The organism is Candidatus Buchananbacteria bacterium CG10_big_fil_rev_8_21_14_0_10_42_9 (assembly GCA_002773845.1).
GTDB lineage: Bacteria > Patescibacteriota > Patescibacteriia > Buchananbacterales > 21-14-0-10-42-9 > 21-14-0-10-42-9.
In genome coordinates, this window is the sequence record PEZZ01000006.1 from 1 (window position 1) to 16,539 (window position 16,539).

The following is a 16,539-nucleotide window of genomic DNA, read 5'->3' on the forward strand; positions in this document are numbered from 1 at the left end:
ATTTTCATATTGACTTATTTTGTATTTAGAGTAGCATAATTTGGAAGGAAGGAGGCGGTGCTATGCGCATACGCTCTCGAATCAAAGTGTTGTTCGGGTTGTGTCCAGTGCCTGGTTGCCGCCGCCGTACCTCAAAAGCGTATAGCGCCTCACAGGGGAGGCGCAAGATCACGCACACTTACAAGTGTACAGCAGGCCACACTACAAAAATCGGCCACAACGGGGACTAGGTGCTTTCGCGCCAGTCCCCTCAACCCATCACTTGTAAAAGTTCATCTGCGGTCATATCCCAAGTAAAATTTTTAGCCTCCTCTAGTGATTTTAAAGATAAATTATCCCTAAGCTCTGAATCACTGTAAAGCTTTATAATCGCATCGGCTATTTGTTTTTTGTTATAAGGGTCAACTAACAGCCCCGCGCCGCCGACAACCTCTGGTAAAGAAGAAACATTACTTACAATAACTGGCGTGCCGCAAGCCATAGCTTCTAGCGGAGGCAGACCAAAACCCTCATAAAATGATGGGTAGCAAAAAACCTGGGCCAGTGAATACAACGCCGGTTTATCTTGCGAATCGACATAGCCAACAAATTTAATTTTATCCTTAACGTGACTTTTTTTAGCCATTTCATAAATTGATTTACTTAACCATCCTTTTTTCCCAGCAATAACCAAATGAGTATCAGCCGTCAAATCTTTACTGGCTAAATCAAAAGCTTCAATCAAGCCTTCAACATTTTTTCGCGGCTCTAAATTTCCCAAAAATAAAATAAAATTATCCGGTAAATTATACTTACTTTTTACCGCTGATAAAATATTTTGATCGGTAATTGGTTTATACATTTCACTTAAACCTAAATGGGTAACAAAAATCTTTTCCGGGTTGATATCTAAATAATTGACTAAATCTTGCTTAGTATTTTCAGAAACGGCGTTAATTTTATCTGCTCGTTGGCATAATTGTTTGATATTCACAAGTTTATGCCACAGCTTGCCTTTAATAGAAAAAAATTCTGGGTAATGCAACCAAGAAACATCGTGAACAGTTAACAGCAATTTTGTATTTTTGCTAATCGAAAAAAATTGCATACTTGGCAGCCAAAACCAGTCCAGCTCCCCTATCAAGCGGTCAATTTTAGGCAAACCTAAAGTTACCAGACTTAAATTAAATAACTTATTAGGATAACGAAAGCTTTTAATTTGAGCATTAGCATAATTTAATTTCGGGGCTTGATATTTATTATTAGCGTTGTTGTAAAACAAAAAATATTGATTCTTATTATCCTGCTCTAACAAATTTGTAACAACATTCCAAGTATACTCAGAGATGCCAGAATATCTGGTTTCTAGCAGTGTCCTGATGTCAATACCGACGTTCATGTTCGGGCTTGTTCATTATTTCTTCAATTGTTGATTTAATGTTGGCTTTAAAAGTTGAGATAGAAAAAGCTTCCGCATGTCTTCTAATGTCAGCTGAATTAAAACTATTATCGTTAAAACGTACAATAGTATCGGCTAATGCCTCCCACGATTGATCATCAAAAAAAATACCGGTTTTATTTTCAATCACAGTTTCTGCTGCGCCGCCAACTTTATACGCGACAACTGGACGGCCAGACGCCATTGACTCTATGGCGGTAATCCCAAAATCTTCAACTTGGGGATGGATGTAAGCAACGGCGTGGCTGTAAAGATCTACCAACTTTTCGTCCCCCACCCGGCCAACAAATTGAATATTTCGGTTGGCTATTTTTTTTAAATGCTCTAATTCAGGCCCCGCACCAAAAATTTTAAGAGGCATTTTTAATTGGTTAAAAGCTTGGACCACCAAATCAAATCTTTTGTAAGCTACCAACCGCCCGCCAGCCAAGTAGTAATTTCCCACTTCATTTGAAACTTTAAATTTTTCAACATCAACTGGCGGATAAATCACTTTACTTTGACGCTGGTAATATTTGCTGATACGGTTAGCAATATAATTAGAATTTGCTATAAAACCGTCAACTCGGTTCGCTGCGGATAAATCCCAAACTCTTAACCGGCTAAGCAAAGGGGGTAATATTTTTTTTATAACCGCTGGATAGTGCAATTCTTTAACGTAACTATGGGTATCGCTCCAAAGATAACGTGTGGGTGTGTGGCAATAGCATAAATGATAGGCGTCCTGTTGAGTAATTACACCCTTGGCGAAAGCCGAAGCAGATGAAAGGACAAAATCGTATTGCGACAAATCATAACTTTCGGTCGCCGATGGCATTAAGGCTAAATACCATTGGTAGTGTTTAAAAATACCTGGCGCTTTTTGTAAGTAGGAAGTGCGAATGTCTTTACCTCGGTATAAACCGCCCATTTTTGCTTGATCGTAAAACAAAGTGTAGGTGGGCGCTTGAGGAAACAGTTCTTGAAAAATATGTAATACTCGTTCAGCTCCGCCTTCTTGGGCTAAATAATCGTGGACTAAAGCAATTTTTAACTCAGCTGCTCTGTTCATCAATCTGTTTTACGGTTACGGATAACAGCTAACGGCGTCCGTAACAAAATTTGCAGATCTAACCAAGGCGACCAATTTTCTATATAGTAGGAATCTAATTTGACTTCTTCTTCAAAATCTAGATCTGACCGGCCAGAAATTTGGGCCAAACCGGTAATTCCGGGCTTCAGTGTCAGTACTTTGAGATGATGTTTTTTATACTGGGCGACTTCTTCTTTTTCATGCGGCCGAGGGCCAATTAAACTCATGCTTCCCCACAAGCTTAAAAATAATTGTGGCAACTCATCCAAGCTCCAACGGCGTATAAATTTGCCAAATGGCGTCACGCGAGGATCATTTCTGAACTTTACCACGGGAGTCCCCGCCCGCTCATCTTTGTTTTCAGTTCTAAACTTTTCGTCATATCTTAAATTGTGTGACCCATGCACCATGGACCGGAATTTTAAAAAATTAAACTCTTTGCCGGCCCTGCCAACCCGCTGATATTTAAAAAACATCGGGCCTCGGCTAGTCAATATAACCAAAATTCCAATACTCGCCATCACCGGCAATGCTACGATTATCAGTAGGCATGAAATAACTATATCAAAAATACGTTTGAACACCTTTCCCCAACCCTCCAAGCGCGTTCGTTTAATTTCAATTATCGGAATACCGGCAATTGTTTCCACGCCAAGATTCTTAACGTTTGTGGCCAGCATATCGGCCACATATTTAAATGTCACATGATTAACGGTTGTAATTTCGTATAACTTTTTTGATTTATCACGGGTAAAATTCGGGTCGAGCTGGATAACTTGCTCAATACCGCCGGACTTTAAAAGTTCGTTGAGCTTACTCAATGATTGATCATTAACTTCACTAATTTGCTCAACTACTTGATACCCCAACCCTGGATTTTTAGTTATGGTGTTTTTAAAAATCCGAGTATTGTCATCATTGCCAACTAACACGATTTTGGTTACCCCTTTGCCTTGTTTAAAAAATTGACGCTGGATAGCGCGGACTATCACTCTCTCAAGGGAAACAAATAAAAAAGTAAACCCCCAAGTAGCTAGCACTATAAAACGCGACGAAAATAATTCACGAGTAAAAAACAATACCACAATCACAGATAAAATGCCCGTTGAACAGGCTAAAAAAATTTTACTAACCTCGCTCATTAAACGGCGGCTGCCAATAGTGTATAATCCGGCAATTGCAAAAACTAAAATCCAAAACGGGGCAATCCAAAAAACAAGCGTAATAAATTCTTCAAAAGGTAAATTAAACTCAATCGGGCGTATTGCGGTTACAAACGGCACTGAACGTAAAAAATAAGCCGCACAAGCCGCCATTACCAAAGTCAAAAAATCCAATGGCACGGTAAAAACTGATAAGGAAAGTTCGCTTTGCTTCATAATTTATTGTCTCCCTGATAAGGGGGACCTGCCTGCCGGCCGCACGCCGCCAAAGCTATGGCCGACGGAACGCAGGCAGGTGTAGGGGGTTTTGTTAATTCGCGCTCTCGCATTTTTATCTATTCCATAATGTCATCGTAAACTCTAACTATACCTTTCATCACATCATGATTCGTATAGCGAATAACTTTAATTCCCCATAATTTCAGGGGCTTGGGTCCGGTTAGAATCATGTAATAGTTGATCATCAATATAGTGAGTATCGCCAACAATTTCGATATCGAGCAGGAGTTTGGGGCAATATAAATCAAAGATAAAATCACCGATTGGCTTTTGACGCAAGAATTTGTAGCCAGTCTTTTTCCTGCTTATAATTTGTTGCCAAAATCTTTTTTCAGGTTGAGTGGGGTTTAACCTGTTTTTCCTAGAAAGAGCTTTTAAACTAGTATCGTAAGCGATAAATTTTACTTTATCTTTTGGCATTATCTAAATCTAACTCTTTTACTAACCCCTCCTTGCCTCCCCTTGACCCTTCGGCTTCGGCCAGTCAGACTGGCCTTCGCTCAGGGCAGGCAGGGGAGGAATTATCTCTTCTTACCTAAAACAACTTATCAAATTAAACCATAATTTAGGTAAAAAAGAAACCTTGACAGTTGTGTAAAAATATGATAAAAACTATAAGTCTAAGTAAATTAGATGGCCGCCCGTAAATTTTATGGGAGGAAAGTCCGAACACCGTAACAAAGGCTGTTGCTAACGGCAACCAGAAGTAATTCTAGGGAAAGTGCCACAGAGACTATACTAGTCCCGCATTGCGGGACAAAAGGTGAAAAGTGGAGCCCAAGGCTTCTCCCTGCTGTGTGAGCAGTAGTGTCCTAACGGACAGCGTTCTGAAAACTTTGACAGAATGCGGTGGTAAACCCAGCCTGGTGCAATGCCAAATTTGGTAGGCAGCTTGAGCGTATTGGCAACAATGCGCCTAGATAGATGGCCATCGCACCGAGTCAAACTCGGTTAGCACAAAATTCGGCTTACGATTTGCTTAGACATCAAAAAATCCCTCCCGTGAGGGATTTTTTGATTGTATAAATCCCTCTCCCTGCGGGAGAGGGTGTGGGTGAGGTTAGGGACTGCAAATCCTTAATTAACACTCATAGCATATGACAACTTCGCTACCTCACCCTGGCCCTCTCCGTATCGGAGAGGGAACCTTAATACACATTTAGATGAATTTTCAGGTTATCTTAAAATTCGTCTTAGATCTTCTAATCGATGAATCAAATAATCTGGCTTGGCAGCTTTAACTCGAGCACTTGAATAATATCCACCAGTTATGCCAACCGTTTTTATACCCAACGATTGTCCGATCTGAATATCTTCTGGCGCATCTCCGATAAGAATAATTTCATTTTTCATATAATGATTGCTTAGGATATATTTTTCAATCTTTCGGGCTTACTTTGACGCTTCATTGAAGTGTCTAGCTTATCAGTAGCCAAAACCTTATCAAAATAAGATTTTAGGTTAAGGCGGGCTAGTTGTGCATTAATGCCCGTAACAGTGTGATTGCTTAAGATAATAGACCGTATCAATTTAGACTCCATCCACTCTAATAAATCTGACGCGCCCTTTCTAGTGCGGCAATGTTTTACCCTATCTTCATAATAGGTATGAAACGTTTGTCCCAAACGTTTCGATTCCCTGATCAATCTCTTTTTGTCACAGCCATGCAAAACATAAAAATCTATTGCAGGTATATGAATAGTTTCACGAAATTCTTTTAATGATATGCGTCTTCCTCCGAAAACTTTTAAAACATGATTTTCAGCATCAGTGCAAGCCTGTGCATCGGCGAGCAATACGCCGTTCCAATCAAAGACAATTAACTTAATCATTTGAACTAATGGTGGAATAATCTCTTGATCTTTGTCATATTAAATATTTTCATCAATCGCTTCGTTAACAAGCCGGTCGGCGTCTTGGTTTTGATTGCGATAAACGTGCCTGTACGTAACTTTTTTTAACTGCGCCGCTAAGTTCCAGGCCCGAACAAATAAAACCGCGAGACCTTGATTTTTTACTTTATACCTTTGGTTCATCTGCTCAACCAATAACTCACTATCTAAATAACAATCAAGCTCTTGTACGCCTACTTCTACGGCCTTGCGTAGCCCCATTATCAAAGCACGGTACTCGGCCTGATTATTAGTTGCTTCGCCAAGGTATTCTTTCATTTCATAGGTTTTACCGTTGTACTTTAAAACCGCTCCGGCGCCGGCAGGCCCCGGATTGCCGCGTGCTCCTCCGTCGCAAAATAACGTTGCTCTAGCCATCTGAATGTTTTAAATCAATTATTTTTAATTCTAACTCCCGATTCCCATTCCACTTGTTCACACCGACTTCAAAAACGATATCAATGTAATCTCCTTTTTTAATTTTATCTAACCACTCCCCCATAAAAAATCCAATTGTTTTTCTTACCTCGTCGCTATTATGGGAAATCATCACCCGAATATGATTTTGATTTTTACCCATGCCCTCAATGCTATGCACGTGCAGTTTTCTAGCCAAAAACTTGGGTTTAGGGTTATCCATGCCATGCGGCTCAAACTGTTCTAGCACATCATATAATTCCCAATTAATCTCATCAAGCTCAACCTCTTTATCAATTTGTAACACCGGGGTTAAATCTACCCCCTTAAGCGCATCTTTGGTTGATTTTTTCATCGTTTTTATAAACGCATCCAAGTTTTTTTTGTTCGCAATAGTAAAACCGCACGCTTGCGGGTGTCCGCCATACTTTTTTAAGAGTTTATCGTGCTTAGACAATTCAGCGGTCATATCAAATTGTTCAATGCTTCTGCCAGAGCCAATAAATTCTTCACCGTTTTTGGAGATTACCATAGTCGGCCGCTGAAAAACCCGTAATAAACGTCCGGCGACTAAGCCGACTAATCCGATTGGCCAATCGTCACCAAGTGCGATTAATAAAGTGTCTTTGGAGTCTTGAACTTGCGCTTTTGCTTTCTTAAAAATTTGCTCCGTCTTTTTTTGGCGATCAACGTTATTTTCTGATAATTGCATGGCCATCTCACGAGCGATTGATTTATCGTCAGTCATAAGTAACTCGTAGGCAGAGCTAGCGTGATCCATTCGCCCGGCAGCGTTTAAACGCGGTCCAATTTGAAAACCGATGGTCACCGTGTCAATTCCCCTAGCGGTAAAACTGTTAGTATTGATTGATTTAATTAATTGTTGCAACCCAACTTTACGGGTTTTTTCCAAAACAATTAAGCCATACTTGACTAATATACGATTTTCCCCAATTAGCGACATCATGTCAGTCACAGTGCTGATGGCGACAAGGTCAAGCTGCCATTTGAGATACTTTTCAGGTAATTTCTTTTTTACTTTATGCCCATCCTGCTCGGCGATCATGGCCGACAACACTTTGAAAGTCATGCCGGAGCTCGCTAAAAACCGATAAGGATATTTTTCATCTTTTAGCTTTGGGTTTAGTATAAGCGCGTCCGGCAAATCCAACGGTTGTGAGTGATGGTCAATAATTATAACATCAACATTATTTGCCTTTAAATAGGCAACCTCTTGCGTATTGGAGGTGCCGCAATCAACCGTGATGACCAAATTTGTACCCTGCTCAATCATGTATTGAGAAGCATTCATGTTGAGCCCATAACCTTCTGTGTCGCGATAAGGGGTATAAAAATCAACATTCCCGCCGTACTCTTTTAATGCTCGCATTAAAAGAACCGACGCGCACACCCCATCGGCATCATAATCGCCATAAACAGTTATTTTCTCTTTTTTATCAATCGCTTCAAAAATTCTTTTAACTACATCCTTCATCATTCTAAAAGTCAAAGGGTCGTGAAGTTTCTCATAGTCAGGATTTAAAAACTGATCGATGGCTTCTTGAGTTTTTAAGCCTCGATCATATAAGAGCTGGAGAACAATTTCATTAATTTCTGGGAATTTGTCTTTAAAACTTTTTGGTACAGTCTTTGCAACTTGCCAAATTTTATCCATAATAGTACAATCTTACCACACTAAAAATGTATGGCAAAGCGGCGTAAAAAAATAATGCGTGCCTTTTGGTTGGTAATATCTATCTTGATGATTTTATCAATGTTATTTTTTACGTTAGGCGGCCATTTACTCTTTTCTGGCGGGTATTTTTAAACCACCTTCTTGCCATCCTGCACGATTGTCATCCTGAGTGAAACGAAGGATCTCAGGGATTCTTCGCAGCGCCCAGCTTGGCTCGGTCGCGCTCAAAATGACAACTTTAACCCCTCACCCCAGCCTCTACGAAGGCTCCCTCGGGCAGGAGGCCTCCCCTTAACCCTTTGACTTCGCACATGACAGGCAAGGAAGGATTTAATTTACTTCCTCAAAATCTCAATAAATGCTTTGGCTGGAATTTTGACATGTCCGCGTCCGATGTCAGCCATTTTCTTTTTGCCTTTCTTTTGTTTACTCAAAAGTTTTTGACGCCGAGTGTAGTCTCCCCCGTATAATTTTGCGGTTACGTCTTTGCGCATAGCCGAAATTCTTTCAGCCGCTATAATTTTACCGCCGACTGCAGCTTGGAGCTTAATCATAAACATTTGCCGAGGAATATGCTCTTTTAATCCTTCTACAATTTTTCTGCCAACATCATACGCGGCGTCTTTATACGTTAAAACCGACAGCGCTTCCTCCCTTTCTTCTGCCACTAAAATATCAAGCTTAACAATTTCACACTGTCGATATTCCAAAAATTCATAATTTAGCGAAGCGTAGCCGGACGAGACGCTTTTTAACTTATCGTAGTAATCTATTATAATCGCGGTCATTGGTATTTCATAATGTAAAATAGCTAGCCCCTCATCGACGTATTCAGTAGTTAAATACACACCGCGTTTTTCAGAAGTTAAATTCATAATTGCGCCCAAATAATTTTTAGGCGTAAAAATATCAAGCTTCATCACTGGTTCCCGCACTTCTTTAATCTGCGACGGGTCAGGAAATGACTGTGGGCTTCTAACAGTAATTTTCTCACCGGAAGTTAAATCAACTTGATACGCCACGCTAGGCGCTGTTACGATAAGATCTAAATCAAATTCTTGCTCCAGGCGTTGCTGAATAATTTCTAAGTGGAGCAACCCTAAAAAGCCGCAGCGAAAACCAAAGCCCAGCGCCGGTGAATTTTCCGGTTCAAATTGTAACGCGCTATCGTTTAGCTTCAATTTTTCAACCGCTTCGCGCAAGCGCGGATACTCATTGCCTTCCTGGCAAAACAATCCAGCAAACACCATCGGCTTTATTTCCTTATAACCGGACAAGGGTTTGTTCTCTATTAGTGAAGAGAGAGTATCGCCGACCCGACAATCCGCAAGCGCTTTTACTCCGGTGATAACATAGCCGATTTCTCCTGCTTGTAAAACGTCTGATTTTTTATACTTGGGCGCGAAATATCCGACCTCCAACACTTCCACCTCCTTGCCGGTGGCAAAAAACTTTACTTCATCGCCAGCTTTAACGTTACCGCTATCAACTCGCACATAGGCAATAATGCCTTTATACTCGTCAAATATAGAATCAAAAATTAATGATTTAAAATTACCATCTTGAGGCTTTGGCGGTGGGACGTTTTTGATAACGGCATCAAGTACCGCTTCAACATTTTGTCCAGTTTTGGCGGAAACGGCGATGACTTCTTCTGGCTTACAGCCAAGCACAGTGACAATCTCTTGGGTGGTTTTTTCTACATCGGCTGCCGGCAGATCAATTTTATTTATAACGGGGATAATTACTAAGTTCTGCTCTAACGCTAAATATAAATTAGCTAACGTTTGGGCCTGGATTCCTTGCGTAGCGTCAACCAAAAGGACAGCGCCTTCAACGGCAGATAGCGAACGTGAAACTTCGTAGGTAAAATCAACGTGCCCGGGCGTGTCAATTAAGTTAATCTCATGGTCTTCATATTGCATCCGGACAGGCTGCAACTTAATCGTAATCCCGCGTTCGCGTTCCAGCTCCATCGTGTCTAACAATTGTTCTTTCATCTCGCGTTTTGACACCGTGCCAGTCACTTCTAAAAAACGGTCAGCCAACGTTGACTTACCGTGATCAATATGGGCAATAATACAGAAATTACGTATGTTTTGCATACGCGCTATTGTAGCAGAAACAAAGAGATTGTAAAGTTATATATTTTCAGCTTCAGTTAAATCCAAATTGCGCGATTTTTTCAAAAATCTTTTTTTAAATGAACTAATAAACAAATCTAACTCAGCTGATTTTAACCAACGTAATGTTAAAAAGTACACAATGGCACTGCCGATAACTACGGCAACTGATTGCCCGAGCAGGCCTAAAAAAGTTTGAGTTCCAGTAAACGGCTCTATGAAATATTCAATCCCTTGGCCAACAATTCCCATGTATAAAGCGGCAATTAACATTTTGCCCGTCGCGTATAAAATCGAATAAGTTTTCAATTGGCCTAATTTTGAATCAAGGGCAATCCATAAAATAGTAAAATTGACTACACTGCCGACCGAAAAAGCTAACGCCAACCCTGCCACATCAAACACTTTTACAAACTGAAGCGCTAAAACAATATTCACCAGTGCTCCAATAAGGCCTGAAAAAAAAGGCGTCTTACTGTCATGCAAAGCAAAAAATGCCCTCACAACCAGCGGAATTAATGCTTGGGCAAATAAGCTTAGGCTAAAAAACGTTAATGTTTGAATTGTTAAAACCGTGTCTGACCAGTCAAACAACCCGGTACCGAGCACCACACGCACTACCTGCGCGCGTAAAACAATTAACAAAATGGAAGCCGGTATAATTAAAAAAAGAATTTGGCGAACAGTTATAGAAAAACGGTAAATAAAATCTTTATGCCCTTTTTTGGTTGCTAAAAGTGATAATGAAGGAAAGGCCGCCACCGCGAAAGAAATTCCAAACAAACCGAGCGGAAAACTTTGCAGATTGTTCGCTAAATTAAAAATCGTAATGGACCCCGCCGCTAAAAGTGATGCGATAATTGTCATCGCAATTAGATTAAGCTGATTGACTGCTAAAGATAAAGTTCTCGGGAGCATAATTTTGGCCATTTGCCTTAAACCCTTGTCGTGCCAATCAAATATCCATTGCCAGCGATAACCTAAGTGTAAAACAGTCGGTATTTGAATAAGTAAATGTGCCGCCGCGCCCAAGACCACACCGTACGCTAACCCCATAACGCCAAAAATTGGCGATAAAAAAAGTGCGCCAATAATAATTCCGACATTGTAGGCTATTGGCGCCAATGAATAAACAAAAAAACGATGAAAGGTTTGTAATATGCCGCCAAGAATTGAACTTAAGCCTAACAGGATAGGACTTAAATACATAATCCGGGTGACTTTAACCGTTAAAGCTAAGGTTTCTTGATCAAAACCGGGTGCTATTAATCTCATAATCAAAGGTGAAAAAACAATCAATATCAAACTAACTGCCACTAACACCAAAAAAAGAGTGTTAATAACCAAATTCGCCAAACGCCAAGCCTTGTCGCTGTTTTTTGTTAGTTTGCTGATAAAGCCATCTTCAAGGTGGCTTAAAAAAATTGGAATGAAGCCGGCAGAGATTGCGCCGAGCACCAATAAATTAAAAACTAAGTCCGGTATCCTAAACGAAGCATAATAGATATCAAGCTCAATCCCGGCTCCAAATTGTCCAGCTAAAATTCGGTCGCGAAATACACCAAGCGCACGGCTGGCTAAGGTTGCCCCGGCGATAATTATTGCGGCCGAAGTAATTGATTGGGTTTTTCCATTAAAAAGAGTTCTGAGCACTATTTAAGCCTTAATTTTTGTTTGACCAACTGAGCCATCATTAAACCTTCATTAGTCGGTATTGTTAAAACTTTGTATGGCCGAATAAACCTCAGTTTAGATTGAATTAGACGGCGCACATCGGCGTTGCGCTCGCCAATCCCGGCTGTGAAAATCACAGCATCTACACCGCCCATAACCGTGGCGTATTGTCCAATATAGCGAACAATCGTATACACAAAAATATTCAGGGCTAATTTTGCTCGCGCCTTATCTTCTTTCGAAAACTTCTTTTTTGGCTTGTAACCTGGAATCTTGTAACCAGAAGCCAGCATGATATCACGCATATCCCGAGAATACCCAAAAACTCCTTTAAGTCCGGATTGAAAATTTAATATTGTTTCCATCTGCTGAGGTGAAAAATCTAAATGCTTCATTAAATGTAAAATAATAGCCGGGTCAAAATCGCCACTCCGAGTGCCCATAACCAAACCGGCCAACGGCGTAAACCCCATTGAAGTGTCAACCGCTTTGCCGTTTTTCACCGCTGTAATACTACAACCGGAGCCTAAGTGGCAAGAGATTAATTTAAGCTGATTAAGCGGTTTTTTCAGCTTGTGAGCGGCCTGCAAGGTTACATACTGGTGCGAAGTGCCGTGAAATCCATATTTTCTTATTCCCAGTTTCGTGTAGAAATCATACGGCAAACCATAAGTGTAAGCATAATCTGGCAAATCAGCATAAAAAGCAGTGTCAAATATAGCCACGTGTTTTATAGACTGAGATAAGCTTTGTTGCGCCCTTTTGATGCAGCTGACGTTGATGGGGTTATGAAGCGGCGCTAATTCGCCTAATTTTTCCAACTTTTTAATGACTGCTTTATTAATAACAGTTGGGTCATGATAAACTTCACCGCCATGGACAACCCGATGCCCAACGGCAGCTATTTTTTTATGCCAATGGTTTACTTTGCCTAAAATAATTTTTAAAGCCTGGTCGTGGTTAGGCACGCCTTCGGGAAAATTACCCATTACTGCCCGGCCAGAACCATTTTCATTGAGTTCATAAAAAGAAGCTCGCAAACCGATTTTTTCAAAGTTCCCGGAAAGCACGACAGCCAATGAGTCAATCTTAAATATCTGAAACTTCAAGGTTGAACTTCCAGAATTCAAAACCAAAATAAACCGTTTTAGGGTTGACATTTTCCGTAGCGCTATTGTAGCTTAGAAAATACTACCAAACCGATAATAACAGCGACGATAATGATAATAACTGCGCCCGTGGTTGTTAACATATCTTTTATTTTATTAAAACGGTTCCGGTCTGACCCTCTTTGATGTTGGCGGCGTTAGCTTCATCAGTGTCTAAATGCATCCGCCAAACAAAATCAGATCTAACTTTAACATATACATTATGCCACACTACCGACCGCACGCCAAGCGTTTCCACGCTGACGCGATCCTTATGTTTTAACCCTAGCGTTTTGGCAGTTTTAAGATCGCAATGAATGTGCCGATTTTGAATCATAGCCGCCCTCCTTTTAACCCTACCTTTGGGGCCGATAAGTTCAATTTGACCGCCCGGCCCTGTATCTTTATTGATACCAGTTTTAATTGGAGCCTTAATTTTAAGATGATAACAATCAGTTAAAGTCAATTCCACCTGGCTATTGGCCCGTTTTGGACCTAAAACGCGAATATCATTGATTTGTTTACCTTTGGCTGATTTGACTGAAATTGTTTCTCTTGAGGCGTATTGACCGATTTGTGATAATTTATACAAAGGTCTTAATTTATAGCCTTTACCAAATAAAACATCAATATCTTTTTTGGATAAATGACAATGATGCCCAGATACTTGGATAGTTATCTTTTTTCTCATTTCCTAAATAATTTGCGCTGCCGGGCTTCAAGTTCTTGGCGATCAATTCCACCATTTTGCGCGCCCACTTCAGTTAATATAGCGCCAGCATTTATTGTGCCCCATTCGAGAGATTTTTGTAAATCGCCTTTAGACAAATAATACCCGGCCAAAAATCCTGCCCCGAAAGCGTCGCCGGCGCCGGTCGTATCCGCAATTTTTGAACGGGTAGAAGGCACGGAATAAATTTTATCACCTTTAGATGCGAAGGCTCCATTTCTGCCTTCTGTAATAACTACGGTTTTGGGCCCCAAGTCAGTAATAATGTGCAACAAATACAATGGGCGGTTAAGATGTGTCGGGGTTCTTTTGCCAAAACGCATACATGCCAGTACCAACTCAATCGCCTCATCTTTATTTAAGACTAAAATATCAGTCAGGCGTAAATATTTAGTCAATAAGTTTTTTCCTAAGGCAAGTTGTGTTTTGCCCGGATTCCAAGCCACACGCATTTTACGCTTTTTGGCTGTCTCAAAAATAGATTGTAAATTACGCTTATGTTCGGGATCGGCCAAATGAGTTAAGTACAGCCAATTGGTCCGTTTGGCGCGCAACTTAGTTGGCGCAAAGGAAAACTCATCGTTAGCGCCGCGGTAAGTAAAAGCGACGTGTTCATTATCCTTTTTGCTATTTGCCACTATAAATGAAAAACCAGTCCGGGCTTCTTTATATTGCTGAATAAAATTGGTTCTGACGTTTTCGCTTTTTAAATTATTTACGATAGCTTGTCCGTCACTATCTTTACCGACAGCTACCATGGACGATACTTTAAATCCCAACCGCGCCAAAGACACCGCCACATTTGTACCGCCACCGCCGAACGTCCAATTAACATCATGAATGGATATCTTGGCGCCATACTCAAAGCCAAGCATCATCTGTGAAGTTAAATTTTGCGGCGTTTTGAAAACTTTACCCTCCGGAGTATAAAAAGTAATATCCCGAACAGCTGAACCGACAGTGATAAAATCGTAGCTAGTCACCATAAAAAATTAACATTTAAAATCCTTTAAGACCGTTTTAATTTTAGTGCAAACCTCATCCAAACTAAAATCAGCCTTAACCATGTAGTCCACTGCCCCAAGTTCTAAAGCCTTTTTAATCTCGCGCTCTTGCCCGAGGTTGGACAATATAATCACCGGTATGTCTTTAGTCTGGATATCTGCTTTTAATTTTTTTAATAAATCAAACCCATTTTCTCCGGATAATAAAATATCTAGTAAAATCAAATTTGGCTGGCTTTTTTTAGCCTTATTAAAGCCTTCTTTAATTTCTAAAGCTAAATCGACAGAATAAGTTTTATTACCAAACATTTGGCTTAACAATTCAACGAGCGCCTTATCATCTTCAACAATCAGAATTTTTTTCTTTTTCGCCATATAGTTTGACTATAATTATTATAATATCATTTACCGGAGATTGGTAAAGAAAAATAAAAAGTCGAACCCTTACCCTCGGTGCTTGTAAACCAAATGTCACCTTTATGCAAATTAACAATTGACTTAGTGATATATAATCCTAGTCCAGTACCTTCAATGTCGGTTTGCAAAACATTTTTGGCCCTAAAAAAACGGCTGAACATTTTCTTTTGATTTTCCCTTGAAATGCCAATGCCAGTATCTTGGCAAGATATGACCACATAACCTTTTTTATTCTTAGCGTGCATAATATCAGCAGTAGTGACCGTCTTGTTTATTTTAGACATGTCAGCACCAGTTTTAACTTCAGCCCTAACCGTCACATGGCCATTCTGGGGAGTATACTTCACAGCGTTACTGACTATATTCGTTAAGACTTGAGTGATGCGATTCTCGTCAGCTAAAACTTTGGGCAACCGTTCGGCCGGCTTTTCAAATTTTAATTTAATTGATTTTTCTTTAGCTAAATTAACGAAGGCACTGACTGAATCGTTGATTGACCGAGTAATATCAATTGGTTTAGATTCAACATTAAATTTTCCTTCTTGTAATTTTGATAAATTTAAAAGGTCACGTACCAAGACCAACAAGCGTTGGTTGCCGCGATATATTTGATTCACTAATTCACTTTGTTTTTTGTTCAATTTGCCGGGAAGCTCCTTTTGTAACAACTCTAGTCCCCACTTAGACATGCCCAATGGCGCCTTAAGTTCATGTAGGGTAATAGCCACAAACTCACGCTCTTTTTTTAATCCGCCTTCTGAGTCGGCCGGCTCATTGATGTGGGCGGTGCTTTGAATTAGCAGCAACCAACCTTCTATAGTTATTTTATTGCTAAGTATCGGGGAAACTATAACTTGATAAGTATCGTGTTTATTTTTTAAATCCAACTTATAGGTTTTTGACTTTCTCTCCTTAACAATATTTAAAATCTCATTATTAGAAAAAATATTATCAAGTTTTTTACCAACTGTTTTTTCTTCCTTAACATTAAAAAATCGCTCAGCTAAGGGGTTAACCAAAACAACTTTCCCATTTTTATCAATTAAAATCAAACCCTCGCTTAAAAAGCGATAAAAAGACTTTAATTCAATTTGAATCGTCTCTAGTTTATGATTGCTTTTGTGGCCCACGGTTTGAGTAATTTTACCGAGCTTGGCCGCAGTCGGAATTTCAAAATAAAAGGTCGTGCCAATATTATGGCGGCTAGTAAACCAAATTTTACCGCCCATCGCTTCAATAATTAACTTTGCGATATGTAGATTCAACCCCAATCCGTTAGCTTGAATTTTAATCGCGTTTGCGCCGCGAAAAAATTTATCAAAAACTTGTGATCTTTCATTTGCCAAAATCCCAATGCCGTTATCCTTAATGCTAAACGTTACGCTTTTTTTATTCGCCTTAAGTTTTATCTCAATTCTCCCGTCGCGGCGGCCGTACATCACAGCGTTATCAAGCAAGGCTGAAATCACGACTTTAATTTGTTGTG

14 protein-coding genes, 1 other RNA gene and 1 pseudogene (1 of these 16 only partly in view) are annotated in these 16,539 nt (G+C 40.1%); 1 reads left to right on the plus strand and 15 read right to left on the minus strand.

Annotated features, from left to right (window positions below; all coding sequences use genetic code 11):
* Positions 1–250: 250 nt before the first annotated feature.
* From COT81_00910 to COT81_00925, 4 genes are all read right to left on the minus strand, one after another.
* Complete coding sequence (locus COT81_00910; GenBank protein PIS05443.1) at positions 251–1,378, minus strand: hypothetical protein; 1,128 nt, start codon at positions 1,376–1,378, stop codon at positions 251–253.
* A complete protein-coding gene (locus tag COT81_00915; protein ID PIS05444.1) occupies positions 1,362–2,489 on the minus strand; it encodes a glycosyltransferase family 4 protein in 1,128 nt (375 codons plus the stop codon). Before COT81_00915 ends, COT81_00910 begins: the two co-directional genes overlap by 17 nt.
* Entirely contained in the window at positions 2,489–3,889 is a 1,401-nt protein-coding gene (locus tag COT81_00920) for a hypothetical protein (GenBank protein PIS05445.1), read from the minus strand. The genes COT81_00915 and COT81_00920 overlap by 1 nt, the downstream gene beginning before the upstream one ends.
* Positions 3,890–4,078: 189 nt before the next feature.
* Positions 4,079–4,372 (minus strand): endonuclease, encoded by a 294-nt coding sequence (locus COT81_00925; protein ID PIS05446.1) that lies wholly within the window; start codon positions 4,370–4,372, stop codon positions 4,079–4,081.
* 201 nt (positions 4,373–4,573) lie between these two features.
* Between COT81_00925 and rnpB the strand changes: the two genes are divergently transcribed.
* Positions 4,574–4,938: RNase P RNA component class A (gene rnpB, locus COT81_00930), an RNA gene on the plus strand.
* Between the two features lie 190 nt (positions 4,939–5,128).
* Here the strand turns inward: rnpB and COT81_00935 are convergent.
* The 11 genes and pseudogenes from COT81_00935 to COT81_00985 all read right to left on the minus strand — a co-directional run.
* Entirely contained in the window at positions 5,129–5,305 is a 177-nt protein-coding gene (locus COT81_00935) for a hypothetical protein (GenBank protein ID PIS05447.1), read from the minus strand.
* An 11-nt stretch (positions 5,306–5,316) separates the two neighbouring features.
* Positions 5,317–5,784, minus strand: a complete 468-nt coding sequence (locus tag COT81_00940) for a hypothetical protein (GenBank protein ID PIS05448.1) — start codon at positions 5,782–5,784, stop codon at positions 5,317–5,319.
* Between the two features lie 39 nt (positions 5,785–5,823).
* Positions 5,824–6,222 carry a ribonuclease H gene (locus tag COT81_00945; GenBank protein ID PIS05449.1) on the minus strand — a complete coding sequence of 133 codons (399 nt, stop codon included), beginning with the start codon at positions 6,220–6,222 and terminating at the stop codon, positions 5,824–5,826.
* Positions 6,215–7,936: a single-stranded-DNA-specific exonuclease RecJ gene (recJ, locus tag COT81_00950; protein PIS05450.1), complete on the minus strand. Its 1,722-nt coding sequence runs from the start codon at positions 7,934–7,936 to the stop codon at positions 6,215–6,217. Before recJ ends, COT81_00945 begins: the two co-directional genes overlap by 8 nt.
* Positions 7,937–8,292: 356 nt before the next feature.
* Entirely contained in the window at positions 8,293–10,062 is a 1,770-nt protein-coding gene (locus COT81_00955) for an elongation factor 4 (GenBank protein PIS05451.1), read from the minus strand.
* A gap of 36 nt (positions 10,063–10,098) precedes the next feature.
* The gene (mviN, locus tag COT81_00960) at positions 10,099–11,736 is read right to left on the minus strand and encodes a murein biosynthesis integral membrane protein MurJ (protein ID PIS05452.1); all 1,638 of its coding nucleotides are present in this window, start codon (positions 11,734–11,736) and stop codon (positions 10,099–10,101) included.
* Complete coding sequence (locus COT81_00965) at positions 11,733–12,914, minus strand: acetate kinase (GenBank protein PIS05453.1); 1,182 nt, start codon at positions 12,912–12,914, stop codon at positions 11,733–11,735. The genes mviN and COT81_00965 overlap by 4 nt, the downstream gene beginning before the upstream one ends.
* Before the next feature lie 97 nt (positions 12,915–13,011).
* Positions 13,012–13,593: a propanediol utilization protein gene (locus COT81_00970; GenBank protein ID PIS05454.1), complete on the minus strand. Its 582-nt coding sequence runs from the start codon at positions 13,591–13,593 to the stop codon at positions 13,012–13,014.
* Positions 13,590–14,618 carry a hypothetical protein gene (locus COT81_00975; GenBank protein ID PIS05455.1) on the minus strand — a complete coding sequence of 343 codons (1,029 nt, stop codon included), beginning with the start codon at positions 14,616–14,618 and terminating at the stop codon, positions 13,590–13,592. Before COT81_00975 ends, COT81_00970 begins: the two co-directional genes overlap by 4 nt.
* Positions 14,619–14,624: 6 nt before the next feature.
* Entirely contained in the window at positions 14,625–15,011 is a 387-nt protein-coding gene (locus COT81_00980; GenBank protein PIS05456.1) for a response regulator, read from the minus strand.
* A gap of 26 nt (positions 15,012–15,037) precedes the next feature.
* A pseudogene (locus tag COT81_00985) lies at positions 15,038–16,539 on the minus strand (hypothetical protein); it runs 361 nt beyond the window's last position.